The organism is Mesobacillus sp. (assembly GCF_057785455.1).
Genome location: NZ_JBYNSB010000012.1, coordinates 110,041 through 136,881, shown reverse-complemented (window position 1 = coordinate 136,881; position 26,841 = coordinate 110,041). Strand labels below are relative to the sequence as shown.

The following is a 26,841-nucleotide window of genomic DNA, read 5'->3' as shown; positions in this document are numbered from 1 at the left end:
GAGTAGTCTGATGAGCAAAGTAGAGAAAGGGTAGAGGAAGTGTCGAGATGATTACATTTGAAAAAGTCACTAAAAAGTTCAAATCGAAGGACAGGGAATTTCCGTGGATGCAGGGAATATCAGCCATGTTGCACCGACGGCTCATCCTTATATTAAGATTGGTGCAGATAATCTGATTGCGCATACTCATGAGTTCAGGGATGCAACGGGGTCTCCGCGTGGAGATCAGGCTTTGTTGACTGGGGCTAAGGCGTTGGCGCTGGCTGGGTACCGGTTGTTGGTGGATGAGAGTTTACTAGGACGAGTTAAGGAGGATTTTGAGAAGGCAAGAGGGGCAGAGCTGACGGTATAATATAGGAGAAGCTGAAGCTGGGGATTGAAGGATTCCTAGCTTAAGCTTTTTTTGGTTATTTTGTTCTATATATAAAACATTATTGTTCAATAAAAAGAATGAAATAATGTGAAAACAGAAGGAAACAAGAGGTAATATATGAAAAACGTTCGTTATTAAGAAAAAACGGCGAAATTTGGTGTTTTTCAAAAAGAATAGGTTGCAATATACTCAGTCTATAAGTTCTTTAAAAAGAACGAAAAATGAAAATTTTTAAGGAAGTTGATAACAGTGAGAGATAAAATCACCAACTTCGTTCTCAATATAATACATAAAATTAAAACACACTGGGAGGGGAGTACTATACGAGCGAGCAGATTGAGAAAGTTTAAGAAAAAGAGTAGAGGCATTTCTATTGCTGCTCAAATTGTAGCGATATGGTATCTCTTTGTCTTTACAGGATCTTATTTAACTACGCATACTGGAGCTTATTTTAATGATATTGAAGTAATTGATAATTTCCTGGGGGCAGATGCTGAATTTCCTGGGGATTCAGAAGAATGGGATAGAAGTTCACTAAAATTTACCGGAATAGCGGGCTATTGTACACCAGATTTTGAAGGTCAAATTTATTCAGAGCTAGCTAATGTAGGTGATGCCATGGCAGGACCTACAAAATTTTACCTATATAAGGTCGGTCTAAATGAAAGTGGACCAAACCAAAAAAATCCAGGAGAACTGTTGTATGAAGGAGAAGTCCCGCCATTGCCAGGCCAAGATTCAAATTCAAATAAAACTATGCTTATTTATACACCTGACTTAAATAAATTAAGTCCAGGAAAATATAAATTCAAAGCTGATCAAAGACCGAATCACGGAAATCCGAATAATGATCCGAATAAAGAAAAAGATCAAGATGTATGGGGCACAAAGGAAATTACTATTACCCAAGAGGACATTGATAATTGTAAAGGAATTACTGCAATTGTTCCTGAAGCTGAAACTCCTTCGAAACTTGAAATTACTAATTTAAAGGAATTACATGGATTTGACTCCATAAACCTAAGTTGGAAGAACCCAGAAGAAAAAGAATTTGATTTTGTAAAAATCTACCGAAACGGAACATTAATTGCAAACAATCTTACGCGAAATAGTTTTGAAGATAAAAATTTAAAACCAGCTAGCGAATATGAATACAAATTAACAGTTGTTAACAAATCAGGTGATGAAAGCGATGGAGTAATAATTTCAGTGAAAACTGAGGAAAAGATTACAGAAGATAAGCAGCCGCCAGAAGAGGTAAACAGCGTCAGTTTAAGTAGCAATGAAAATAATGAAGAAATAGAGATTACGTGGACTAATCCAAAAGATCAAGATTTTAGCCATGTAAAGATTTATAAAGATAATGTATTTTTGGGAGAAAATCGTGAAGGAAAACTTTTAGATAAACCAACAGAACCATCACACGTCTATAAGATTACTACTGTTGATGAATCAGGAAATGAGTCAGAAGGAGTAACTGTTTCATTTTCTAAAACAGACTAATTTCATAGACGTAAATGAAAGGAAGAAAGCCTATGAACACGAAAAAAACCTTGAATATCATAAGTAATTTAATAACAACTCTATTATTTATACTATTTGTATTCATGCTCTTTGTTGTCATCTCATCAAAAGCTTCAGGAGGCGAGCCTCAATTCCTGGGATATCAGTTAAAAACAGTACTATCAGGTTCAATGGAGCCAACTTTTAAAACAGGTTCCATCATAGCAGTCAAACCAGTTAAAGACCCTAATCTCCTGAAAAAAGGTGACGTAATAACCTTCATGGAAACTCAAGATAAACTAGTTACCCATAGAATTATTGAAGTCATGGATAAAGGTAATCAAACAATGTTCAAGACAAAGGGCGACAATAATGAAGATCCCGATATGAATGCCGTTATGGCTCAGAATGTAGTTGCTAAATACACAGGTTTTACTATTCCGCTTGCTGGATATTTCATAGATTTTGCGAAATCCAAAAATGGTGTAGCTTTACTGCTTATCTTGCCTGGGTTGTTGTTATTAGCTTATTCAATAGTAACAATCATTAGGGCATTGAAAGAAATCGAAAGCCCTAAGAAGCAAAATGATGTCCAAGAAACTATTTAAATGATTGCATTCCTTATGTAAAACATAAGGGTTCAATAATAAATTACATACCTCATTAAGAGGGGAAACTAGGAGGAGAAATAATGAGCATTAAAAAGAAATTAGGATTAGGAATGGCATCAGCAGCTTTGGGGGTATCATTAATTGGTGGAGGAACTTTCGCTTACTTTAACGATACTGAAGCGATCTCCAATTCATTCGCAGCAGGTAAACTAGATTTATCAGTAGTTAATTTAAGTCAGCAAGATACAAAGGAATTAATTAAGTTAACTAACCTTAAACCAGGAGATACAATTGAGAGGGAGTTCCAACTTAAGAATGTTGGTAGCTTAGCGATTAAAGATGTATTAATGCATTTAACTTGGTCAGGGTTTAACCAAAGCGCAAATTATGCTGATAACGGAGCTAATGTCATTGATGATGATAATGGAGTTGGCGGAAATGCAAATGCCTTAAACTTCTTAGATCAATTTGTAGTTAATATTTTTACCACAGGCACTGAGGGGAAAAAATATGATTTAATTACATCGGGTGGCAGTACAGAAGTTACGCTTGCTGACCTTTATAAGGCAACAAATGCTAGTTATGCAGGTGGAGATAAAGCGACAGTAGCTGGTGAAGTCAGATCGGCTATGGGTGTGAATTGGGATAAATATTGGGTTCAAGAAACCAATGACAACAGTCAAGGAAGAATAAATATTGCATCGAATAATGGTTCCCCTTGGGAAGAATATGACGGAGTCCCAGCAGACAATGGTGATTTTGATAATTTAAAATTTGTAATTGAATTTAAGGACTCAGGTAAAGCTCAAAATGAATATCAAGGTAACTCTGTTCAAATGGGTATTAACCTTGAGGCCAGACAGTGGGATGGTGTAAATTCACTGACTAATGACTATACAGCTGAAGAAAACAAAAAAGCACACCCTAAAGATGAAGTAAAACAACCATAATATCAAAATTGCAATTTAAAAAGGTGGGTGTAAATCCACCTTTTTATAATATCTATTGATTGCTCCATATAGTTTCTGGAGGTTGTCTTTTAGATGAACAAGGTAATATATTCATTAATAACAATAATAGCTTTAACTTGTATTTTTATTATTTCAACAATAATAGCTAAGCCAGCAAGTGGAGAAGCATGGATAAATGGAGAAAAAAAAGAGTTGGATATTGTTGCTGATCCAACAGAGTTCGTATTTGAATTAACCAATATGAAGCCTGGGGATTCGGCAGTTAGAGAATTGTTAGTAACCAATAGTGGTAGGAGAAATTTTTCTTATTCTACTAAAATCGAATTTAAATCAGGGTCTCAGGAATTCTTGGATTCTCTACGGTTAAGCATTCAAGACTCTTATGGTTTAGAACTTTATAATGGCCCTCTCCAAGATGTAAATGCAGATAGTTTTGATATGCGTTATCTACCTGTTAATGCTGAAGATTTATTAGTTTTTAAGATTGAATTTGTAGAATCAGGTCAGAACCAAAATCATTTGCAATATAAGACGGCGGAATTTGAACTTTCTTTACAAGCAGAAGAATATATCAATAGAGATTTAGGTTTTAAGAAGATTACTGGTGGAGGAACTATTGAGCAAAAGCTGCCAAAAGGAAGTAAGGGTAAATCTTATGGTTTTAATGTAATTCCGACTAAAGATGCCCTGAGCGTAAATCTTCAATATACTGACCACGATAGTAAGCTTTTAAAAAATATCCACATTAATGAGAATGCATACAATGTTACAGAAATAAAAGAAAACAATATTGTTTTAGGTATAGAGTTTGATGTGCAAGGGGAAGTGGATAAGAAAGAAGCTAGGCTTCATGTAAGGATGGTTGATTACGGTGAACCAGGAAGAAGAGATTTATTTTATCTGGAAATTATAGAAGGTTCATTATTTGGTTATAATTCAGGAATTGACAATTTAACAGGTGGAAACATACAAATTCATCGGTAAAGATTTCTGTTATTATGCTTCAATAAGCTTCTCTAATGAAATATGTGAGGTAATGCCATGAATTTAAAAGTCGGCCTTCGATGTAAAATTTCATTCATAGTTATTTCATTACTATTTTTCTTCATAAATAATAGTTCTGCTAATGCTGCCGAAAGAGAAATTGACATTAATACCAACCCCCATGGTGTTTTATTTAAAGCAACTAACATCAAGCCAGGGGATGCGATGCTTCGAGATCTAGTAATCAAAAACGACGGCAAACAAGACTTCAAATACACCGCCATGGTAGGTGAAACAAAATCCTACAAAGGTCTATTCGAGGAATTACTGTTACTAGTCAAAAAGGACACTTACGTCCTCTTCGATGGCAAATTAAAAGACTTTAAAGGCCTGAATCCAAGGGTTCTATCAAAAGGCTCCCAGGAGACTTTATTCTTCCAAGTAACCATGCCTTATGAGCTAGGAAATGAGTTCCAGGGTTCTGCTGCTGAGGCTGAAATCATTTTCTATGCTGAGGGAATAACGAATACTCCGCCAAGCTGTGCAGAGGATCCTTCTCAGGTAGGATGTCAGCAGCCGCCGAGCTGTGAGGAAGATTCAACCCAAGCAGGATGTGAGCAGCCGCCGAGCTGTGAACAAGATCCAACCCAAGCCGGATGTGAACAGCCGCCAAGCTGTGAGCAGTATTCAACCCAATCTGGTTGCGAACAGCCGCCGAGCTGTGAGGAAGATCCAACCCAATCTGGATGTGAACAGCCACCAAACTGTGAGCAAAATCCATCCCAGGATGGCTGCGAACCGCCAGGTGGAAATCCCGAAAATCCAGGTGACGATAATGGTAACCCAGGCACAGGGGAAAAACCAGGCGAACCAGCACCTGATGTGACAGATGTGGTTGTCATTCCTAAAGACGAGAACCGACTTCCAAATACGGCTACGAATAACTATAATATGCTTCTTGTAGGTGGTTTATTGGTTGGCGGAGGCAGTGTACTGCTGCTGATAAATCGACGAAGAACGCGGAGAGATCATTGATTAAGGCCTGGAGTCTAAAACTTCAAGGCCTTAATTTTAGTTTAAATAGTTCTATTTCACCAATTTATACAGGAAAGAGTTGGACCTGGTTTGTTTGGGAATAATATTAAATATGGTCTTTATTTTTGAATCGAATGTTCTTAAAAAAGAACATCGAAAGGAGATGCTTATGATCCTGCTGTTCTATTACCTCACCATCCTCAACCTGTTCGATGCAGCCGTGACCTGGTTCGGCCTCAAGCATTCATTCATCACGGAATTGAACCCTCTAATGGATGCAATATATCAGTCGAGTCCCGTACTTTTCTTCATTATCAAGTCTGCTCTATCATTTTTCCTTCTATTATTTATACTCTTTAATCATGTTCCGCGATCTTCTTTGCTAAAAGGTGTCACGGTTTTTGCTGCCTTCTTTTACACAGCTGTTGCAACCATGCATGGATACTGGCTGGTGCAGGTATTCTGAACCGGTCAGTGCCTCCCTATCACCCCTCAAAAAGTTCACTGCATTTTACTATTTCCATAATAAATAGCCACTTTAACAGCAGTATAATTTTCTTATACTCATAAGAAGGAAGGCGTATCGTACATGTTTGAGAAGCTCAAGCGTGAGCTGTTGGCCGGGATTACAGTTTCGATTGTGGCGCTGCCGCTTGCATTGGCTTTCGGGATGCAGGCGACGGGAAATTCTGATGGAGCCATCATTGGTTTGTATGGTGCCATCATCACCGGGTTCTTTGCTGCTCTTTTTGGCGGGACGAAGAGTCAGGTAACAGGTCCGACCGGGCCGATCACGATTATTTTTACCGGAATTGTAGCAACGAAGGGGCTTGAATATGCATTCATAGCAGCATTCCTCGGCGGGTTGTTCCAAATCCTGTTCGGTCTTTTAAAAGCAGGCAATTATATTAAATTCATTCCATTGCCAGTGGTCAGCGGATTCATGAACGGAATCGCCATCATCATTATCATGGGGCAGCTGCAGTATGTGACAGGCAGCTTTTTAGTTGTTCTTTTAACAATCGCTTTCATGCTTATGTCGATCAAGTGGATCAAGTTCATTCCGCCAAGCCTGATGGCATTGATTTTAGGGACAGTGGCAGTCATTCTGCTGGAAAAGGTAGTGCCTGCTGTTCACTTCACACTGCCGTTCATTAATGATTTTATTTTTTTTGACAGCGTTGAGAGAATCGGGGAGATACCGAAGGGATTGCCTCAATTCCATTTGCCTGCAGCGGATATTACGACAATCATCCAGCTGATTCCGGCTGCATTGAGCATCGCGGTTCTGGGATCGATTGATTCATTGCTGACTTCCGTCGTTATGGACAATATGACTGGCACAAAGCATAAAAGCAACAAAGAATTGATTGGACAGGGGATTGGTAACACACTAGCTGGTTTGTTCGGAGCGATGCCTGGTGCGGGTGCAACCGTCCGTTCTGTGGTCAATTTGCGGAGCGGCGGGCAAACAGCCATTTCGGCAATGGTCCACAGTGTGTTCCTGCTGATGTTCATGCTCGTGTTCGGACCGCTGGCTGAAGAGATTCCGCTTGCCGTCCTTGCCGGGATTTTAATCATGACTGGTATCACGATGTTTGATTACGACAGCTTGAAAATCTTGAAGGACGAACCTCGAACCGACGCAGCGGTCATGCTGGTGACGATGATTTTGACAGTCGCCATCGATTTGATGGTAGCAGTTGGAGTCGGAATCGTGATGAGCGCATTGATCTTCATGAAGCGAATGAGTGAGGAAGGCTTTAAGATTTCCAGCCGGTCAGAGGGGAGCCTACAGGTTTATACACTAGAAGGCCCGCTTTATTTTGGAGCAACAGAGCTGATTACGAAAACGATCAGTTCTGACAGAAGCCCCGAAATCGCCATCGACCTGGAAAAGGTCACAGTGGTCGATGCTTCAGGTGCATTGCTGCTGCTGCAGCTTAAGGATCAGCTGAAGGAACGCGGACAGACTCTTTATCTTGTTGGCAATGATTTGGACCTTGGAGGGATTCTCCGTAAAATGAATGTATTCCAGCGCTTCGGTTCTGCAGGGCATTTCGAGGATGTAGAAGGACTTATGAAATATATTAATAGAACTACTAAAATCGAAAAAAATGCAGCTTCTTTAAATATGTAAAAGCTAAGTCTCATAGGCCGAACCCAAAGTTCTCAGGAACAAAGGGTTCGGCTTTTTTTTCTATGAAAAGAAATCTTCCAGGTAGTTGAAAGTTGGCTTCCCTTCAATACGATGCCTGGTTTAGGAGTGAACAACTCACAAAGGTCCTTATTAACTAACTGAAAATTTCTAATCTGGCATGTTAAAAACTTGTTGGGAAAGTAAGGAATAAAAAACCGAGTCGTTATATAAGATATATGAGATAAACACAAGGTCCCGAAAAAAATATTCATTTTCCTATAAAAAATAAGGATGAATATCTAAAACTGTTAATAAAATAGTCGTAACTTCTTAGGGATAAAACGGGAGTATCGGGTAACATTCGACGCATTTTGAACGCTCTAATTAATTTGCCAAACTTCCTTATGGTCAGCAGATAAAGGAGGTTTTTACTAAATATGAAGGTTCTTGTAACTGGAGGAGCAGGATTTATTGGTTCCTATATTTCTGAGGAACTGTTAAAAGGAGAGTATGAAACTGTCATAGTTGATAATTTAATCTCAGGTAAAAAAAGAAACATACCTGAAGGCGCTGTATTTTATAACGCAGATATCCTCGAGGATTTAGATGAAATCTTTTTAAAGGAAAAACCGGATTATGTCATTCATCAGGCGGCCCAGGTTTCTGTATCCAATTCATTAGATGATCCAATTTATGATGGTAATGAAAACATTATTGGAACGATCAATCTTTTAAAAAACTGTGTCAAATATAATACGAAAAAGTTCATTTTTGCATCCAGTGCAGCTCTATACGGAAATCCTCAATACTTACCCGTAGATGAAAAGCATCATGCCGCACCACTTTCTCCTTATGGGGTTTCTATGCTTAGTGCTGAGTATTACATACACCTTTTTTCAAAACTTTATGATCTGCCTTTTACGATATTAAGATATTCCAATGTATATGGATACAGGCAGGATGTCAACGGAGAAGCAGGTGTAATTGCTATTTTTACAGATAAGCTGCTAAGCGGCCGGGGCATAAATATTTATGGTGATGGCGAGCAAACAAGGGATTTTGTTTTTGTAAAGGATGTTGCCAGAGCGAATATCGCTGCGTTAGGAATGGGAGACAATCAAATCATCAATATCAGTTCAGGCACTCGTATCTCTGTCCTCGATATGATTGCAGAGTTAACGAAATTGTTCAAGGTGGGTATTTCTCCGAATTTTTTAGATGAAAGAGCCGGTGATATAAAACATAGTATCCTATCCAATAAAAAGGCAAGGGATGTACTTAAGTGGGAGCCTGCATATAGCTTTTCAGCAGGGCTGAGGGAAACAGTGGAAAGCAGCAAAAGTGAGCGCATCGATAGTAAATAAAGTCACCTGGAGGTACTCATGGACGGAAAAACAGACTTAAAAACATTCGTGAAAATACTCCTCAGGAGAAAAGTAACAATTGCCATCACATTGGTGTGCTTTCTAATTTTTACTGTCATTGTTTCGGTATTTGTAATGAAACCCACTTATGAGGCAACTGAGAACATTGTAGTAGGGAAGTTAAAAAAAGAAGAAGGCTACTATGGCGAGACCCAGGAAGTCTATATGCTGCTTGCATCTACAAAGGATTTTATTAAGAGTCCTACAGTCCTTAATTCGGTACAAAAGGACCTTAATTTCAAGGATGAGAAATTGGAAGACAAAATCGTCGTTAAGAACAATAAGGATTCCCAAATAATCAGTGTCATTGTCAGAGGCAACAGCCCCAAAAAAACACAGCTGATTTCTGAAACCATAGTAAATACAACTGTTGATAAAATGAATGCATTATTTGGAGTTTCAGAGATTAAAGTTCTGGCAAACACTGAAGAGCATCCGGCTGTAAAAAGGGTAGGGAGTACTGTATTGAATATAGCGATTGGCGGAATAATCGGTTTGTTTTTTGGAATAGGGTTGGCCCTATTGCAGGAGTTTCTTGATGATTCAATCAAGGATAGTAAAGAGGTCGAAGAGCTTTTAGGCATAAGATTGTTAGGGCACGTACATCTTGGCGGAGAAATGGAGGGCGATGATCAGCATCATCTTCATGTGGAATTTGCAAAGGGCGAGGAAAGGGGGGGATTAAGTGTTTAAAAGGTATAAAGAGAAAAATCAGAACACAACTTTCCTGGCTCCCCGTATGAGCAGCGAGCAATTCCGTGTGATTCGTACCAATCTGGAATTAATGTTCGATCATGGTCCAGCCCTTTTGATGGTTACAGCCCCTGAAGAAAATGAACGAAAATCTGCTGTAACAGCAAATCTGGCTATAGCTTTTGCTGAGCAAGGGAAAAAAGTTTTATTGATTGACGCTAATATTGATAACCCGACATTGCATGAATTATTTCATGTTGGCAATAAGACTGGTTTTTCGAATGTAATCCTTAATGAAGAGAGCCTCATGCTGAACATCATCATGACCGACATTCCCTGGCTGTCTGTTTTACCTGTGGGATCGCTCGTTTTCAGTCCTTCGGAATTTTGGATAACCAGCAAGATAAAAAAATTCGCCGAAGAATGCAGAACAGAATATGATATCGTCCTGTTTGAAGTCCCGGCATTGCTTGAAGCCCCTGACCCACTGGTGCTAGCTAACCAGTGCGATGGCATCATTCTTGTTATTGAAGAAAATAAAACAAAGAAAAGCTCTGCTTTTAAGATAATGGAAAACTTAAGGAGGTCCAATATAGAAATCCTGGGTGTCATTTATCAGGCTGGTTAATGCTGTATAAGGCAGGTAAAGTTCATGGAGAAAAGCCGAAAAAATTCCATTGCAAAAAACATTGGACACTTATTTTATAGTACTGCATTATCCAGCGCATTGAATGCATTGGCACTTATCTTATTGGCAAATTATTTGCAATCTTATCATTATGGATTGTTCAGTGTAGCTTTGGCCTTTGCAATGATCATGGGATATTTTACTGATGCAGGCCTGAGTGACATCGTTTTAAGAGAAGGTTCAAAGAAGGAGGTAAGCATTTCCATCCTGATTTCCTCTTATATAAAAATGAGAGGGGCCCTTTTATTAGGAACATTTGCAGTCGGCTTTATGCTTATCGTTTTCCTGAATCCGGGGAACAGGGAGCTGCTTCAGACCGCCTTCTATTTAATCATACCTTTGGTAATGGGGATATCCCTACAAAGCATTGGCATAACATACTTTCAGTTAATGGAAAAAATGCAATATTGCGGTTTGATTCGTATTGTTTCATCCATTATATTGGTCTCTGCCCTTGGAGCGGGATTCTTATTTCATTTTGATCCCATCATATTTTGTCTCCTATATGGGCTTTCTTATTTCTTCGCAGGCTTATTTTCGATCTATTTACTCAGAAGAAATGTCAGGATTGATTTGAAATGTGAGTTCCATCAGGGATTGCTGCAAAATCTGGGATCCTTTATGTTTGCCGGGCTTTTGTTTGTGATGCTGCCCCATATTGGACCGATCATATTGGAAAAAACCATTTCATTGAATGAAGTCGGGCTTTTTGCGGTTGCCTACCGGATTCCACAGGCCCTGCAGCAAATTCCTTTTATCGTTGCAGGGGCTTTCTATCCTGTATTGTTTAAAGCGTTTAACTCAAACCTAATCGCTGAGCACTTAAAGCTTTTACATTTTCAAACTAAGCTGATGGCGCTCGTTGGCATATTAATGACCTTACCTTTTTATCACCTGTCAGGCTTTATTGTGTCAATCCTGTTTGGTGAGGAATGGGCTGATGCAGGATTTCCTCTAAAGATTTTATCGCTCCTGCTTTTTCTGCAGGCAATCAGCATTGCACTTGCAGATGGGTTGACGACCAGCAGGAAACAATTCCAGAGAATGGTTGTACAAGGAATATCGGTATTTACAGGAATTATCCTCTATTTCCTTTTAAGTAAAACATATGAAGTAACAGGTGCTGCCATGGCTGGTGTGATTATGGAATCAGTTGCCCTCCTTGGGTTTTGGCTGTGTTCCTCAAGACGATGGGTTTTGGCCAAAAATACACTCATTCCATACTTGGTTTTTTCGCTATTCAGTCTCCTTGCAACAGATTTCTTCTTTAATCAGATTCCTTTTCTGGCACTTGCGATCAATGCGCTCTTGGTAGTTACAGTACTGCTTGTGGATAAAGAAATGAAGAATAAATTTTTTACATTCTTTAAATCAAAAAATGCCAGAAAAACTTTTGTATCTGAGGGGAATCAGGAGGCATGAAATGAACAATAACATACCCTCAAATAGATATAGCACGGCTGTGTTTTGGCTTATTTTGTTCCTAATGTTAGCAAAATTCAACCTTTATCTTGGTTTTGCACTAAAGCCATACATGATTTTTTGCATACTGTTTTTTGCCATTCATTTTGGCTCCTTTTACTTTCATAGGCTGCATGTCTATGAGATGGCGATGTTATTGTTTTACCTTATGTATTCCTTCACAGGAGCTTTTTCGCTCTATCCGGTCTCCAGTGCAAGGATTCTTGTGGGAATTTTAATTTATATATCCTGTTATTTTGTGATGAAGAACATTATCGGGAGAACAGGTAAGGATGACGTTTTAAATGCACTCTCAAATGTGGGAATCCTGTTCAATGGAGCAAGTTTGATTTTTTATTTTGCAGGGCTGAAGAGTTTGAACTTCATTTTCGAGACAGAGGAAAGAATATCCGCGTTGGGAGTGATGGTCGACCGGAATTATCCCAGGTTAATAGGTTTAATGCAGGATCCGAATTTCTTTGTCTTTTATAATACTATTTTCTTTGCCTATTATCTTTGCCATTTTGAATCCCGGAAAAATAAGATCGGCCTGATACTGGTTATCTTCACCAACTTATTGACCTTTTCCAGAGGAGGGCTTCTTGTTATTTTTTTACTCGTGGTAGTGAATGTCCTTTTGAATAAGCCAGTAAAGAAACTGAAATTAGTCATGGGCATATCCGCCTCCTTATCGATTGTTGGATATATTGCCATGCGCCTGATGAAATTTGATATTTATTCTATTCTTCAATCCAGGGTGGAAGATTTTTCAGAGGATGGTGGAAGCGGCAGGCTAGTGCTCTGGGAACGGGCATGGGAATATTTTAATTCTAATATTTTGGTGGGAATCGGGGCATTTAATTTTTCGGATTACAATTTCTTTGAAAATGGTGATCCGCTTACTGCTCATAATACCTATTTGGATATTTTGGCAGAGTCTGGCCTTCTCGGATTTATTAGTTACGGGTTATTTTTAACCCTGGTTTTTATAAAGCTCCTGCAGCGACGGATTCATAAAACAAGTCCATATCTATTTCTTGCTTTCCTGGGAATGGTCCTTCAAATGGGGTTTCTTTCAGTCATTATCAACGATATGTTTTTCCTGTATATAGCTATACTTTCTGTTTACTTGCATCAAAGCGATAGGGAGCAACAGGAAAAGGCGAACATCCCAATTAAAGGCAGGAAAGTTAGACCGATAAAAGGAGCCGCTTATCATGAACATCTTACTATTAACCGATAAATTAGCAATGGGTGGGGCTGAGATATATTACTGCAAGCTGGAGAATAATTTGGTCCACCCAGAGATTACATTTTATTTTGCTGCTGCTGACGGCAAATTATATGAAAGAATCAGGCGAAAAGAAAAGCTTACCTTATTGAGCAGGGACCAGCATCTGAAAAATATCAAGAAGCTGGCTAGGTTAATCCAAGAGAAGGAAATCGAATTAATTCATGCAAACAGCCTAAGAATGGTACTATATAGCATTTTGATAAAAAAGCTAATCGGCAGGCCGCTAAAAGTAATCTATACAAAACACAATATTACTGTATTAGAAAGAAAGTTTAAGCAGGGTTTTAAATATTTATTGAATAAGCATGTTGATAAAGTCATTACTGTAAGTGATTTTGAAAAAGAAAACCTGCTGAAGCAGGGGATTGATAGCAAAAAAATCAAAACCATTTATAACGGAGTGGATTTGGGACAGTTTTTATTCCATCAAATAAATAACGAAGAAAGCTTCAAAATCGGTATACTAGCAAGGCTGTCCGAAGAAAAAAACCATGAGCTATTTATTAATATTGCTGACGAGTTGAGATACCATCCGCAACTGGAATTTTATATTGCAGGAGATGGACCTGAAAAAGAGAGCATAACCCGAAAAATCAGGGACCTTGATCTATCTGAAAAGGTGATGATGATTGGCGAGGTCCATAATCCAGAAGAATTCATCAAAGAGATGGATGTAATCCTATTAACCTCGCACAGGGAAGTTTTCCCGATGGTTGTTATTGAATCGATGGCAGTGGGAACCCCTGTTCTTTCCATTGATAAGGGTGGGATTAAGGAAGCGGTAAATCATTGCGAAACGGGAGTTTTAATAAGCCAGCATTGCCCAAAAGAATTCAGCAGCCACATACTGGATCTGAAAACTAATCCTCAATTCAGGATGAAACTCATAAATCAGGCGAGGAAAAAGGTCGAGAAGGATTTTTCATTAGAGCAAATGATTCAGCAGACGCTAGCAGAATATTTAACCTTTGGGTGAACTTCGGGAGTGGAGGGCATGGAAGGAACATTGAAATATGCAGTTATTTGCGACAATCAAAAGATTATGGATTGGCACTCAAGGGTCATAAAAGAGCTTGAAACTCTTAGGATTGGAGAGTGCTGTGCAGTTATTGATTTCAAAGATAAGCAAAATCATTATGGCTTTACCTTCGCCAAGAAGCTGAATGTAAAAGGAATAATAAACAGCAATCAGGCCAGGGTTGAATGTAGCGGATCCATTTCTGCAGAGCAGGTGGAACAGATAAAATTGATGCAGCTAGACTTTATACTGAATCTTAGCTCTAGAAAGATTGAGGGAGATATCTTGAAATCTGCAAAATATGGAATCTGGGAGTTCAATTTTGCTCCTGGATGGAGAGGTCTTTATTCTGCTATTTGTTCGACTAATGGTGTTATTTTTGCAGCTCTTCGTAAGCTTGAACCAGGTAATAAATACCTGATTCTGAAGCAAGGCCATTTCTCAGCGATAAAAGAATCGGTTACACAATCAAGAGAGCTCATTGTCGAATCAGCAGCATTGTGGCCAGCGCAAGTTTGCAAGGATATCTTTCTGCAAAATGCAAACTATTTCAATAGAGAACCAGAAGAAGTGGTGTCACACTATCCAAAACATCAGCAAAAAAGGAACCTTCCGCTTTTTTTAATAAAGATTATTGGACACAAAATGAGGAAAATCTATTCCAGGCTTTTCCGTTATGAATATTGGAACGTTGGTATTGTCAATAAACCAATCAGCAGTATTTTATTAGGTGATGAAAAGATGGATATACAGTGGCTGATTGCCAGAAAAGATATGTATCTTGCTGATCCCTTTGTTTATAGGAACAAAGATCAAATACGAATAATCATGGAGGAGGTTGACCACAGAGTCGTTAAGGGCTTTATTAGTGAGGCAGCCCTTTTTCACAATGAAAATAAGGAACCAAGTTGTTCATTTTTCCGGGAGACTATAAGTTCATCTTCCCATATGTCCTATCCTTATATTTTAGAACATGAAAATGAGATTTATTGTATACCAGAGACATCTGAGAAGAATGAGGTTGCCATCTATCAACTAAATCAAGAAACAGGCGAATGGAAAAAAGTCAGGACGATTATAGGCAATTTCCCTGGCGTTGATTCCACGGTCATTAATACAGGGGATTGCTGGTGGCTGTTCTGCACAAAAGCAAATTCCACTAAGCAAAGCCATAATAACGAGCTATACATTTTTTATTCTGACGATCTCATGGGAGACTGGCAGGAGCACCAGATGAATCCTGTGAAGATCGATATACGGTCCTCCAGACCGGCAGGAACTCCATTTATTTATGGTGGAGACTTATATAGGCCTGCTCAGGATTGTTCTGAAACCTATGGCGGAAAAATTTCATTGAATAAAATTAAGATACTGACTCCAACTCAGTTTGAGGAAGAGACAGTTAAACAGATCGTACCTGCTGCTGAAAGTTTATATCCAGATGGACTTCACACCATCACGGCAGCTGGAAATATGACCGTATTAGATGGAAAGCGGATTGATTATCATATTGGCCATTTTTTCCGGAAGCTTTATAAATATAAACCCAAAAAAATTGAACAGGTATCAGTACAAGAGCAGAAAATATGCATTCAGGATAATCGCATAACATTGGAGGAGAAGTAATGTCTTATAGGCATTGTTATTTCTCGGTGTTCTTTATAAAGAAAGTGTTGCAGGCTTGATAAGCATGAGAAGGCTAACAAACAGCGGGAGGGGTACAGGTTGACATCTAGAAGCACTTTTTTTAACTTGATGCTGGTGGATTTAGCTTTCCTTTGTCTGGGCTTCTATATTACTGCTGAATTACTGTTTTATTATTTCTTGCCGATTTCCGTTAGCAGCCTAAAGTCTGAGGTGTTAATTGTAATACCGTTTATTCTAATGATTTTTTATTTATATGATTTATATGCGGATTGGCGGCAGCTAAATATTTTGAAAATACTTTATTCAATTATTCTATCGATGATTCTGGTTTATGCGGGAGCACTTTTGTTTTCGTATATTAAACCTTTATCTTCACATGGCCTTGTCTTCATAACTACTTTACTCCTTATCGAAGGGGCAATGTTGAGTTTATTACGGTTAACCATCTGGGCTGTATATAAAAAATTTTATGGCATTAAGAAAGTTATTGTTATTGGAAAGGACTTGAATGCCGCAAGCCATTTAACCGGAAAAATACTTAATCACTCTAAAGGATGGTTTGAACTGGTTGGTATTTTTACGAAGGAAAATAGTGCGGAAATTAAGCGGTCAATCAATTTATGTGATGTTTTGATGCTAAGTTCGGATCTGGAAAAGCCGTTCTTGGATGAAGTTGTTAGATACTCCCTAAAAAAGAAAAAGGAAGTTTTAGTAGTTCCCCAGTTTTTTGAATTAACATTACAAGGTGCGTCAATTAGGCAAATAGATGATATGCCAGTCATTTCCCTTTATCACCCTGCCCTCACTGTAAAAGATAAAGTAATCAAACGGATATTTGACATAGTTTGTTCTTTGATATTACTAGTCTTATCCAGCCCCATATTCCTATTATTCTACTACCTGATTCCCCTTACATCCAAAGGACCTGCTATTTTCAAGCAACAACGAATTGGCAGCAATGAAAAACCGTTTTTTATTTATAAATTCAGAAGTATGATCCAGAATGCTGAAGCCAAAACAGGACCAGTCCTGGCAATTGAAAAGGATCCAAGGATCACTCCTTTGGGGAAATTTATGAGGGCAGTACGGCTAGATGAACTGCCTCAATTAATCAATGTCTTAAAGGGAGAGATGAGTCTTATCGGACCACGTCCAGAAAGGGATTATTTCATCAGCCAGTTTAAGCAGGAGCTTCCCCACTATGAATTCAGGTTTAATGTTAAACCCGGGATAACTGGTTATGCTCAAGTGCTGGCGAATTACACCACCACTGTTGAAGATAAATTACGTTATGACCTTTTCTATATTCAGAATTACTCTCTATTGTTTGATCTTAAAATCTTGCTTCAAACAATAAGGGTGGTGTTCCAGCCTGCGCAGGCAGAAGGCATAAAGGCAGAAAATGAAACTAAAGAGCTCCCTATGCTAAAAGTGAAGGAAAAAGGAAAGGCCTTAAGCAGATAAGAATTTCTCACAAAACTCGTGAATGTGATGTTTAGGAAGGAGATATGATTATGGATTCATCTTGCGATAATCTTGTTTCTATTATTACTCCGACATACAATGCATCCAAATATATTACAGAAGCTATTTATTCCGTAAAATCACAAACATACCAAAACTGGGAAATGATTATTGTAGATGATGGTTCTACAGATCAAACAGTTGAAATCATCCGACAGGAAATGCAAGAAGAACCTAGAATCAGATTATGGCAAATGGAATCAAACGGGGGGCCAGCTGAAGCCAGGAATAAAGCGATTAGCCTTTCTAAGGGGAATTATCTTGCGTTCCTGGACAGTGATGATATGTGGCTTCCTCAGAAACTGGAGCGCCAGCTGGAATTTATGGAGAAAAACAATATCGCCTTTTCGTTTACAAACTACAAAATAATGAATGAGGAAGGTGATATATCTAATGTTATTTTCCATGTACCCAAAAAGCTGGACTACAAATCTTTGCTGAAAAATACAATGATAGGAACATTGACAGTTATTTTGGATAAAAGGTTAATTGGAGATGTGTGCATGCCGCCGGACAGGGATTGTTCCGAGGATTTTGGTCTTTGGCTGAAAATTCTTTCCTCTGGAACGATTGCATATGGGTTAAACGAGGAATTAGCGATTTACAGGAAGTGCAGCAATTCTCTGTCAAGCAACAAACTAATTTCTGCCAAAAAAACATGGAACACCTACCGAAAAGTGGGGAAAATCAGTATTCCATTTTCCATTTGGTACTTTACCCACTATTCAATCAATGCTTTAAAAAAACATTCTAAGACCATTTAATTTATTGTATGGCTTGATACATGCAAATGGGGGATAAATATGCAGTATCCGGAAAGAAGGCTTTCTTATGTACAGGTCTCAAGGGCAATTGCTATTCTGTTTGTATTATTAGGCCATGCGAATAATGAATTTTATGCAGAGCATAAGTATGACTGGTTAAACATGGGTGCCTGGGAAAGGACTGGCGGTGTAGATTTCTTTTTTATCGTAACTGGATTTATGATTTATTATTTATACCATAAACAAATAGGTGTTCCCGGGAAAGCAGGAGAATTCCTGTTGAAACGGGCCATTCGAATTCTCCCGCTTTACTGGATAACGACTGTGTTAGTCTTAATCATAGCGTTTATATTTGGGTCAGGGTACTCAGGTTCCAAAATACTTAACTCACTTGTTTTCATAGAAGGAAATCCTGTTATAGGGTCTGCGTGGTCGCTTAAGCATATTATTTTTTTCTACCTCTTATTTGCTGCTTTAATTTTCAAACCGAGAATAATGAAATCCATTATATTAATATGGATTATATTGACTGTATTAGTCGAAATGAAATATCTGGTTTTTATAGAGTCATTTGTATTCAGCTTCAGCAGTATTGAAGTGCTTTTAGGCTCCTTAGTAGCCTTGCTTATTTTGAGGTTTCATATAAAGTATCCAACCGTGTGGATTGTTTTAGGCTTAATGGGTTTTTTGTTTATGTGGATCAATAATATAGCTCACCTATTTATTTTACATTCCGCGCTATTCTTTTGTATTTCTTCTATGTTAATTATGCTCGGAATAGCTGAAAAAGATAAAAAGCCAAGAAGAGTTCCTACAATTTTAACGTTTTTGGGAGATGCGTCATATTCAATCTATATAGTACATGGACCTCTTTTGAGCCTATTTTTATTAGTGCTGGGTTGGTCAGGGTTAGTGGATATTATCGGGAAAGATATGTCGTTATTATTTTTGGTTCTTTTAACCACGATTTCATGCTGTTTGGTCTATATATTAATTGAAAAACCACTGAATACTTTATTAAAAAGGAAACTGTTAACCGGCAATAAGAAACCCAACCAACCTATTACTAAATATAATCCTATAGAGGATGGAGTATTAGATAATTTCCATTTGAAAGAAACTAAAACATAAAATTTATTCTACATTTTGAAGTTTAATAATTTTTCGGGAAATTAATTGCCATATTTTTCTTATAAAGTTATAATGTGAAAGTACTTAAGCAAAGGAGGCAGTCGAAATGATTACAATCAATGGAGCAGCAACAATCAATTTCATAAGCTCAACTTCGGCCTGCCTGTATCGTGTGTAGATAAGTTTATTTCTCTATGGAATAGCTGCGTCAACCACAGACTGCATGTCTGTGGTTTTTTTGTGCCTGAAAAACGAATGTATGTTCTCGGATGAAAGGAATGATTAAATAGATGATTACAGTTGAAAACTTGAAGAAGGAATACAAATTGGTGAAACGCGACCCCGGTCTTAAGGGCGCGATCAAGTCACTTTTTAACAGGAAGTATGAAACGAAGCGTGCGGTGAAGGGGATTAACTTTTCCATTGAGCAGGGGGAGACGGTTGGCTATATTGGGGCGAATGGCGCGGGCAAGTCTACGACGATCAAGATGCTGACGGGAATCCTGACGCCGACATCTGGGAAGGTGACGGTGAATGGGCTCATTCCTTATGAGAACCGCCAGAAGAACGCGGTCAATATCGGGGCGGTGTTTGGACAGCGGACGCAGCTGTTCTGGGATATTCCGGTGCGCGAGTCTTATAATCTCTTAAAGCATATTTATGAGATTCCCGAGCATCAATATCAGGAAACGATTGAAATGTTCACGGAGGTCCTTAACCTTGAGCCGCTTCTCAGCATTCCGGTCAGGCAGCTTTCTCTCGGGCAAAAAATGCGTTGTGAACTGGCTGCGGCCTTCCTGCATAGGCCCTCCGTTGTCTACCTGGATGAGCCGACAATCGGCCTTGATATCGCGGTAAAAGTAAAGATCCGCAAGTTTATAAAAGAAATGAATCAGCGCTGGGGCACAACAGTGCTGCTGACTACACATGACATGCAGGACATCGAGGAAATCTGTGACAGGATCATCATCATTGATGGCGGAACAATTCTTTATGATGGCGGGCTGGATGAAATCAAGAAGCAATTCGGGCAAAAACGGGTCATTCACTTTGAGCTTGCAGAGGTGGAAAAATTCGTATTGCCAGCATCTCTTGAAGGCCAGGTGGAAATTTTACCGAACGAAGAGGAAACGAAGGTCAGCCTTTCTTTTGACCATGAAGCCGTGAAAAGCTCGTTCGTCATTTCCGAAATGATGAGCCTGTACGAAATTGGCGATTTGAACATTGCCGATCCTAAGATTGAGAGTATCGTAGAAGAGCTTTACAACAAGCAGGAACAGGGGGGAGAGCATGAGGAAATATTGGCAAATAGCTAAAGGGCGGATGCAGGAGAATACGGCATATTCCGCATGGTACTGGGCGGGAACCTTGTCTGCCATCATGCGCCTGCTGATCATATATTTCTTCTGGCAGGCGGTATATGCCAACCAGTCGACGATCGAAAATATTAATTTAGAAACGATGCTGACTTATATTGTCATCGCGATGCTGCTGCAGGGCTTTGTCGGCGGTGTCGGGAATGAGCTTGCGGAAAATATCAAGGACGGCCAGGTTGCCATTGAGCTGATGCGTCCTTACGATATGATTTTTAAGATGTTCGCGGTCGATGTAGGCAGTAAGATTATGTACTTAATTCAGGGAACGATCCCGATGATTTTGATTGCCTATTTCTTTATGGATCTTTCATTCCCTAAATCGCCTGAGACGATTATCTTATTCGTGCTTAGTGCATTGGCTGGAATTTGGATTGGGACGTTCTTCGATTTCCTTGTCGGAGTGCTTGCGTTCTGGACTGTCAATGTCTGGGGAGTGCGGGTACTGAAAGAATCGCTGATTACGTTTTTCTCTGGAGCACTTGTGCCAATCACATTGTTCCCGGATTGGCTTCGTACCATCACGGAATTTCTGCCGTTCCAAGCGATGGTCTATCTGCCGGTATCGATTTATTCCGGCTTGATCAGCGGAACGGATGCTTATATGGCACTTGGCGTCCAGTTGTTCTGGCTCGTGCTGCTGTATGTATTGGTCAGGTTCATCTGGTCACAGGCGATTAAACAGATTACGATTTTTGGAGGTTAGGAGGGGATAGTATGCGCCGTTATACAAGACTATATTGGGAGTTCGCGAAGAGCCATATGAAGGTGATGATGGAATACCGCATCGACTTCTTGATCGGAGTCGCCTCCGTCATGCTCGAGCAGTTCGCTTCCATCTTCTTTGTAAAAGTGGTCTTTGACCACATTGAGCAAATAAATGGCTGGGGCTTTTACGAAATATTATTTATCTATGGGATTGCGGCAACGGGCCGTTCAATCCATCAGATTTTCTTTGATAATTTATGGACCTTGGGGTGGCAGTATATCAGGCCAGGAAAGCTAGATCGCTTGCTGATCAGGCCGGTGAATCCGCTGTTCCATGTTGTGGCTGATAGGCTGCATCAGGATGGTTTTGGCCAGCTGATCATCGGCTTGATTATCCTGGGCACCGCAATTCCACAGCTCGGCTTAGTTTGGGGAGCAGCTGAAATCGCCATGCTTATCGTGATGATCATTTCCTCGGGTCTAATTTTTGTCGCAATCAATCTGTTCTTTGCGACATTCAGCTTCTGGATGATCGACAGTTTGCCGATTGTTTGGGCTGTTTTCAACCTGAGCGACTTTGCGCGATACCCGCTGACAATCTATCACAAAGGGATCCGAATGTTCCTTACATGGATCATCCCATACGGATTCACAGCATTCTATCCAGCAGCCTACTTCATCGATAAATCAGGCTACAAAGAATTCGCCCTGTGGACACCAGTCGCAGCAGTAGTATGCTGCGTCATCGCCTACGCCTTCTGGAACAAAGGCCTAAAAGCCTTCGCCAGCACAGGCAGCTAAACAGGCGATGCTTTAGCACACCACCGCACCGGGGGTCAGACCCCCGGCGCATTAATACGTTAAAGCAGTGGGGGTCAGACCCCCACTGCTTTAGAGTGTTAAAGACCCTGCGAATGTCGGGTTCATAAATTGAATAGCCGTTCATTATCGTATTGTTATGGAAGCTTCTTACAGGTAGAATGGATGTATATTCTAAGTTTGATAGGGGTGCGTGGGATGTTGGAATCTAGTTCTGTGAAAGAGGTTTGGCATGAGGTTGAGCAGGTGATGAATGAGAATCCTGAGCCGATTCAAGGGATGAATATAATTTATCAGTATGATATTACCGGGGATGACAGCGGCACTTTCCAGCTGATTATCTCAAATGGGTCCGCTCGCGTAGTTGAAGGTTCTCAGGAAACAGCAGATTGCACACTGAAACTATCGGACAAAAACTTTAAGAAAATGATTATGGGCAAACTAAATGGTACCGCTGCTTTCATGACTGGCAAGCTTAAAATCCAGGGCAGCATGGGGCTGGCTTTGAAGCTCGAAGGAATACTTAATGAATATAATATAAGTGAAACAGCATAAAACCAAAGGAATCAGGCGCGAAATCGCCTGATTCCTTTTTTAATATAAAGATTTCCTTTAGCCCCATAAAAAATATTTATTAAAAACCTCACTTTATTAAATGACAAAAAGTAACAAGATTAGACACATCCTGCTATAATATGACTATCGAAATATTACAATTAGGAGATTCAGATGAATCAATTTAAGAAAAACTCAGTACTGATTTTTGAAGAAGTCAAAGCTGTGAAGTTCTTTTTATGGACTTTTTATATAATTTTGTTACCCTACGACCTATCATATTATTATATTATTCCTTATTTTAACCATGAGGCTAGAGGAATGCCAGAAGGTGGAATGGGTTTTATCTTTCATTTCATCCTCTTTGCTTTGCTTCCGATTGCAATTTATTTGGCCAAGAAGGATACTCCTGAAAAAATAAAATACATGTATTTCTTTTCCTTTGTTTTATTAGATATTATTAATAACATAATGATCTACTGGGGTACGGATAAAGACTTTAGCAGCGGGCATATATTAGAAGTGTATTTTATATTGTTTTCGCCAATTTTTGTGAATAAACGGTTCTTTTGGATTATTACTCTTGGATTTTTTATAAAGTATTTAATTACCGGATTAATTTTTAAATCAGCGGAAGTTCTATTTGCTTTAGGATTAATTATCTTTATCGGAGTAATTGCATGGATATTACTTACACGTTTCCAATCTTATCTGAATGCTATCCAAGCGATAAATGAGGACATGAGACAAAAGGAGAAGCTTGCTGTTATTGGACAAATGGCAACAGCAATTGCCCATGAAATCAAGAATCCACTTTCATCCTTGAAAGGGTTTACCCAGCTGCAGCAGGAAAAGGATAAAGAAGGCGACCAATATTATCCAATCATGCTCAATGAGATTGATCGAATCAATTCAATTGTGACGGACCTATTAATTCTTGGCAAGCCGAATACGGCCCTGAAGAGCGAAAAGAATCTAGCAGATATCATTGAATATGTCATTAATGTAATAAAGGTCCATGCAGAACGACAGGGTATAAAAATAGAATTTGAACTCAAAGATTCACCGGTGTTGACCTGTGATGACAACCAATTAAAGCAGGTCTTCCTTAATTTAGTCAAAAATTCCATTGAAGCAATGCCAGGAGGCGGAACCATCAACATTCTATCTGCAATTAATGCCGATATGGCAGTAATCAAGATTACAGATCAAGGCTGTGGAATTAATTCCGAAACACTCTCGAAACTAGGGGAACCCTTCTACACAACCAAGCAAAATGGCACAGGTTTAGGCTTGATGGTCACGAAAAAAATCATCGAAGAACATAAAGGGACCTTCTCCATTGCTAGTGAAATCGAAAAAGGGACGGCCGTTACAGTCACCCTTCCGTTAAAAAATTAAGTTTTTGATGAATTTTTCCAATAAATAAACCAAAAGGACTATACATTGTATAGTCCTTTTGGTTTATAATGGAGAAAGTTGTCGATTGTTGTCAATTCAATAGGTTAATAGACTTATATTGGGGATTTAAAAACTAATCTATTAAGTAATTTGTTATTTTGGCGATAAAAAGAATAGGGCAGGCAGAAAGAACTTGTGAGGTATCAGCATGTATAGAGACATAAATCATGATCCAGCAATAATAAATGAAGAACAACGGGCACTGAAGTGGTTTCTTACCTTGTTTTATATCATCTACTTTTCATATGAAGTATTCTATCACACAATCTATAAAAATATTGATCTACAGTTGCCTCAGGATATTAATTTTGCGATGTACTTTTTCCTGGTTTTACTTTTGCCGACTTCTCTTTATCTGATAAAAAGAGGGAAGCTGTTTCTGGTAAAGTATTTCTTTGTAATTAGTTACATATCGATATCAATAGGAAACGAATTAGTGATTTATCTAGGTTCAAATCAGGAATATAGAAGCGGTAATTCTGCAGAAATATTATTTATATTATTTGCTCCATTTTTCATAAATACTAGATTTTTTATGGTAGTTTGTTCAGGTCTTATTGCAAAATATGCACTTTTTGGGATTTTGTTGCACTCGAAATTGACTCTTCTGCCGCTTACTTTAATTGCTGTAATTTCAGCTATAGGTTTTATTTTATTAAAAAGATTTCAAGTATATGTGAACGCTATTAAGGAATCTTACAATGAGCAGTTAGACGGAATTGTAAAAGGTGTAATTGCCACAATAGAATTAAAAGATCCTTATACAAGAGGACACAGCGAGCGTGTGGCACACTATGCCATGTCTCTTGCAATCGAAACCGGGAAATTTACGAAAGAGGAGTTATTATCATTTAACTATGCATGTCTGTTGCATGATATAGGCAAAGTTAACATTCCTGATACAATCCTGACAAAACCAGGAAAACTCTCGAAAGAAGAATTTGATATTATCAAAACTCATCCGAAAGTTGGCGCAGATGCTATTGTCAAGGTAGATGGCCTCTCAGATAGCAGCATTGGGGTCATAAAATCACATCATGAAAGATGGGATGGCAAGGGTTATCCGGAACAGCTAAAAGGGGAAGAAATTCCTCTGCTTGCAAGAATTGTTTCTGTGGCCGACGCATTTGATGCGATGACATCCTCAAGGTCTTATCGAGCAGCGATGCCCGTTGAAGAAGCATATAAAAGAATTATTGAAGGCAAAGGTACACAATTTGATCCTGCAATTGTAGAGTTGTTCGAAAAGGTTTTTCCAAGGTGGGTCGACTTTCACGAAAGCTATCATTGGGACAAGGACTCCCCTGTTAAAGCATATATTATGTAAGAGGAGGATACGCCATGAAAATCCGAAAGCTGTCAAAAGTGAAGACAACTTGCTGGTGGTGTATTTTTGTTGGGATTTAAAAAATTGATGGGATACGTTGAGTATCCCATTAACTTTTTCATGGCGATGTTAATATGATGAAGATTTCATTTAATACAAAAGTATCCCTGCGTAAATTAAGTGTTTTGAAACAAAAAAAACACTTTGTCGTTGAAGACAAGGCCACCAACGACTTCTACGAAATGCCCAAAATCAGCATCGACGCAATCGAACTGATCAACCAATCCATACCGCTTGATGAGATCGAAAACAGGCTTAAAGCAAACTACCCCAATGAAGAGGTGGACATCCTCGATTTTGTCAGCCAGCTGCTGGAGCTTGGGCTGGTGAGTGAAATCGATGGGGAAGCTATTCACAGCAAGGAAGTCCAAAAAAGTCATCATGGATTCACCTGGATTCCAACCAGTCTAGGCCGCTTCTTTTTTAATAACATTAGTTCTACTCTTTACCTGGTTCTGCTTGCCGCCAGTGTTGCTATGCTGGTTATAAAGCCTGACCTATTCCCGCAGTACAAAGATTTATTTGTTTTCGACCTAATGCTGGAAAACGTTGCGGCATGGCTGATCATAACAACAGCTCTCGTGCTTCTGCATGAAGTCGGCCATGTGCTGGCGGTCCGGTCGGAGGGATTGCCTGCAAGGATTGAACTGGGGCACCGTTTATTTTTTGTCGTGCTCGAAACGGATATGTCTCAGGTGTGGAAGCTGCCTGCTGAAAGGCGCAACAGGCTTTACCTGGCTGGAATGTATTTTGATATGACGGTTCTGTTTTTAGCACTTTCCGTACAGTTTTTCACAGACCAAGAAACTATCATGACAGCGTTGCTTAAAATTGTCGTTTTAGATACTTTCATCCGCCTTGTGTATCAGGCGGCGGTATTTATGAAAACGGACCTTTATTATGTATTCGAAAACTGGACTGGCTGCTATAACTTAATGGAGAATGGACGCAACATGCTGAGCAAGTGGCTGCCGTTCCTCAGGGTCAGCCAGACAGCAGCTTTTCCCGGTGAAGAAAAATTCATCCGCCGATACGCTATTTTTTATATTGCAGGTGTTATTTTAACGATAGCGATCGCTGCCTACTATTATATTCCGCAATTCATATTCGCCATAAAGAAAATCATGCTTCCAGGGCTAACAGCGCCATTCACCACCATCCGTTTTTGGGATTCGGCTGTCTTTTTGCTGCAAATTGTCCTAGTGTTGGGGCTGCTCCTCTACTCCTGGTCAAAAAAATATCGTACAAGCAGTTAAAAAGACAGCCGGGGGCTGTCT

Annotated in this window: 24 protein-coding genes and 1 pseudogene; all 25 read left to right on the top strand. The window is 39.2% G+C overall.

Going from position 1 to position 26,841, the window contains the following annotated elements; all coding sequences use genetic code 11:
• Nucleotides 1–100 precede the first annotated feature (100 nt).
• A pseudogene (locus AC3EBE_RS03285) lies at nt 101–352 on the top strand (amidohydrolase); the annotation flags it as partial.
• Nucleotides 353–622: 270 nt separating this feature from the next.
• Entirely contained in the window at nt 623–1,876 is a 1,254-nt protein-coding gene (tapA, locus tag AC3EBE_RS03280) for an amyloid fiber anchoring/assembly protein TapA (RefSeq protein WP_488593579.1), read from the top strand.
• A gap of 32 nt (nt 1,877–1,908) precedes the next feature.
• Nucleotides 1,909–2,484 carry a signal peptidase I SipW gene (gene sipW, locus AC3EBE_RS03275; RefSeq protein WP_488593578.1) on the top strand — a complete coding sequence of 192 codons (576 nt, stop codon included), beginning with the start codon at nt 1,909–1,911 and terminating at the stop codon, nt 2,482–2,484.
• Nucleotides 2,485–2,567: 83 nt separating this feature from the next.
• Nucleotides 2,568–3,437 (top strand): TasA family protein, encoded by an 870-nt coding sequence (locus AC3EBE_RS03270; protein ID WP_488593577.1) that lies wholly within the window; start codon nt 2,568–2,570, stop codon nt 3,435–3,437.
• A gap of 93 nt (nt 3,438–3,530) precedes the next feature.
• On the top strand, nt 3,531–4,442 hold the full coding sequence (locus AC3EBE_RS03265) for a post-COAP-1 domain-containing protein (protein WP_488593576.1): 912 nt from the start codon (nt 3,531–3,533) through the stop codon (nt 4,440–4,442).
• Nucleotides 4,443–4,499: 57 nt separating this feature from the next.
• Nucleotides 4,500–5,477, top strand: a complete 978-nt coding sequence (locus AC3EBE_RS03260; protein ID WP_488593575.1) for a TasA family protein — start codon at nt 4,500–4,502, stop codon at nt 5,475–5,477.
• Between the two features lie 169 nt (nt 5,478–5,646).
• Entirely contained in the window at nt 5,647–5,943 is a 297-nt protein-coding gene (locus AC3EBE_RS03255) for a DUF5658 family protein (RefSeq protein ID WP_488593574.1), read from the top strand.
• A 123-nt stretch (nt 5,944–6,066) separates the two neighbouring features.
• Entirely contained in the window at nt 6,067–7,617 is a 1,551-nt protein-coding gene (locus AC3EBE_RS03250; RefSeq protein WP_488593573.1) for a SulP family inorganic anion transporter, read from the top strand.
• Nucleotides 7,618–8,054: 437 nt separating this feature from the next.
• The gene (locus AC3EBE_RS03245) at nt 8,055–8,981 is read left to right on the top strand and encodes an NAD-dependent epimerase/dehydratase family protein (protein ID WP_488593572.1); all 927 of its coding nucleotides are present in this window, start codon (nt 8,055–8,057) and stop codon (nt 8,979–8,981) included.
• Between the two features lie 18 nt (nt 8,982–8,999).
• The gene (locus AC3EBE_RS03240; protein ID WP_488593571.1) at nt 9,000–9,734 is read left to right on the top strand and encodes a YveK family protein; all 735 of its coding nucleotides are present in this window, start codon (nt 9,000–9,002) and stop codon (nt 9,732–9,734) included.
• Nucleotides 9,727–10,362, top strand: a complete 636-nt coding sequence (locus tag AC3EBE_RS03235) for a CpsD/CapB family tyrosine-protein kinase (protein WP_488593570.1) — start codon at nt 9,727–9,729, stop codon at nt 10,360–10,362. The genes AC3EBE_RS03240 and AC3EBE_RS03235 overlap by 8 nt, the downstream gene beginning before the upstream one ends.
• Before the next feature lie 24 nt (nt 10,363–10,386).
• A complete protein-coding gene (locus AC3EBE_RS03230) occupies nt 10,387–11,844 on the top strand; it encodes an oligosaccharide flippase family protein (RefSeq protein ID WP_488593569.1) in 1,458 nt (485 codons plus the stop codon).
• A 1-nt stretch (nt 11,845) separates the two neighbouring features.
• Complete coding sequence (locus tag AC3EBE_RS03225; protein ID WP_488593568.1) at nt 11,846–13,126, top strand: O-antigen ligase family protein; 1,281 nt, start codon at nt 11,846–11,848, stop codon at nt 13,124–13,126.
• Nucleotides 13,101–14,153 (top strand): glycosyltransferase family 4 protein, encoded by a 1,053-nt coding sequence (locus AC3EBE_RS03220; protein ID WP_488593567.1) that lies wholly within the window; start codon nt 13,101–13,103, stop codon nt 14,151–14,153. The genes AC3EBE_RS03225 and AC3EBE_RS03220 overlap by 26 nt, the downstream gene beginning before the upstream one ends.
• Nucleotides 14,154–14,171: 18 nt before the next feature.
• Nucleotides 14,172–15,821, top strand: coding sequence for a glucosamine inositolphosphorylceramide transferase family protein (locus AC3EBE_RS03215; RefSeq protein WP_488593566.1), 1,650 nt, complete (start codon nt 14,172–14,174; stop codon nt 15,819–15,821).
• Between the two features lie 129 nt (nt 15,822–15,950).
• Nucleotides 15,951–17,306: a sugar transferase gene (locus AC3EBE_RS03210; protein WP_488593907.1), complete on the top strand. Its 1,356-nt coding sequence runs from the start codon at nt 15,951–15,953 to the stop codon at nt 17,304–17,306.
• A gap of 50 nt (nt 17,307–17,356) precedes the next feature.
• Nucleotides 17,357–18,130 (top strand): glycosyltransferase family 2 protein, encoded by a 774-nt coding sequence (locus AC3EBE_RS03205; protein ID WP_488593565.1) that lies wholly within the window; start codon nt 17,357–17,359, stop codon nt 18,128–18,130.
• A gap of 39 nt (nt 18,131–18,169) precedes the next feature.
• On the top strand, nt 18,170–19,261 hold the full coding sequence (locus tag AC3EBE_RS03200; RefSeq protein WP_488593564.1) for an acyltransferase family protein: 1,092 nt from the start codon (nt 18,170–18,172) through the stop codon (nt 19,259–19,261).
• Nucleotides 19,262–19,551: 290 nt separating this feature from the next.
• A complete protein-coding gene (locus tag AC3EBE_RS03195) occupies nt 19,552–20,577 on the top strand; it encodes an ABC transporter ATP-binding protein (RefSeq protein ID WP_488593563.1) in 1,026 nt (341 codons plus the stop codon).
• A complete protein-coding gene (locus AC3EBE_RS03190; RefSeq protein WP_488593562.1) occupies nt 20,552–21,340 on the top strand; it encodes an ABC transporter permease in 789 nt (262 codons plus the stop codon). Before AC3EBE_RS03195 ends, AC3EBE_RS03190 begins: the two co-directional genes overlap by 26 nt.
• Before the next feature lie 11 nt (nt 21,341–21,351).
• On the top strand, nt 21,352–22,143 hold the full coding sequence (locus AC3EBE_RS03185) for an ABC transporter permease (RefSeq protein WP_488593561.1): 792 nt from the start codon (nt 21,352–21,354) through the stop codon (nt 22,141–22,143).
• Between the two features lie 216 nt (nt 22,144–22,359).
• Nucleotides 22,360–22,716: an SCP2 sterol-binding domain-containing protein gene (locus AC3EBE_RS03180; protein WP_488593560.1), complete on the top strand. Its 357-nt coding sequence runs from the start codon at nt 22,360–22,362 to the stop codon at nt 22,714–22,716.
• 174 nt (nt 22,717–22,890) lie between these two features.
• Nucleotides 22,891–24,117, top strand: a complete 1,227-nt coding sequence (locus tag AC3EBE_RS03175; protein ID WP_488593559.1) for an ATP-binding protein — start codon at nt 22,891–22,893, stop codon at nt 24,115–24,117.
• A gap of 208 nt (nt 24,118–24,325) precedes the next feature.
• Entirely contained in the window at nt 24,326–25,504 is a 1,179-nt protein-coding gene (locus AC3EBE_RS03170; RefSeq protein WP_488593558.1) for an HD-GYP domain-containing protein, read from the top strand.
• A 134-nt stretch (nt 25,505–25,638) separates the two neighbouring features.
• Complete coding sequence (locus AC3EBE_RS03165) at nt 25,639–26,820, top strand: hypothetical protein (RefSeq protein WP_488593557.1); 1,182 nt, start codon at nt 25,639–25,641, stop codon at nt 26,818–26,820.
• Nucleotides 26,821–26,841: the final 21 nt, after the last annotated feature.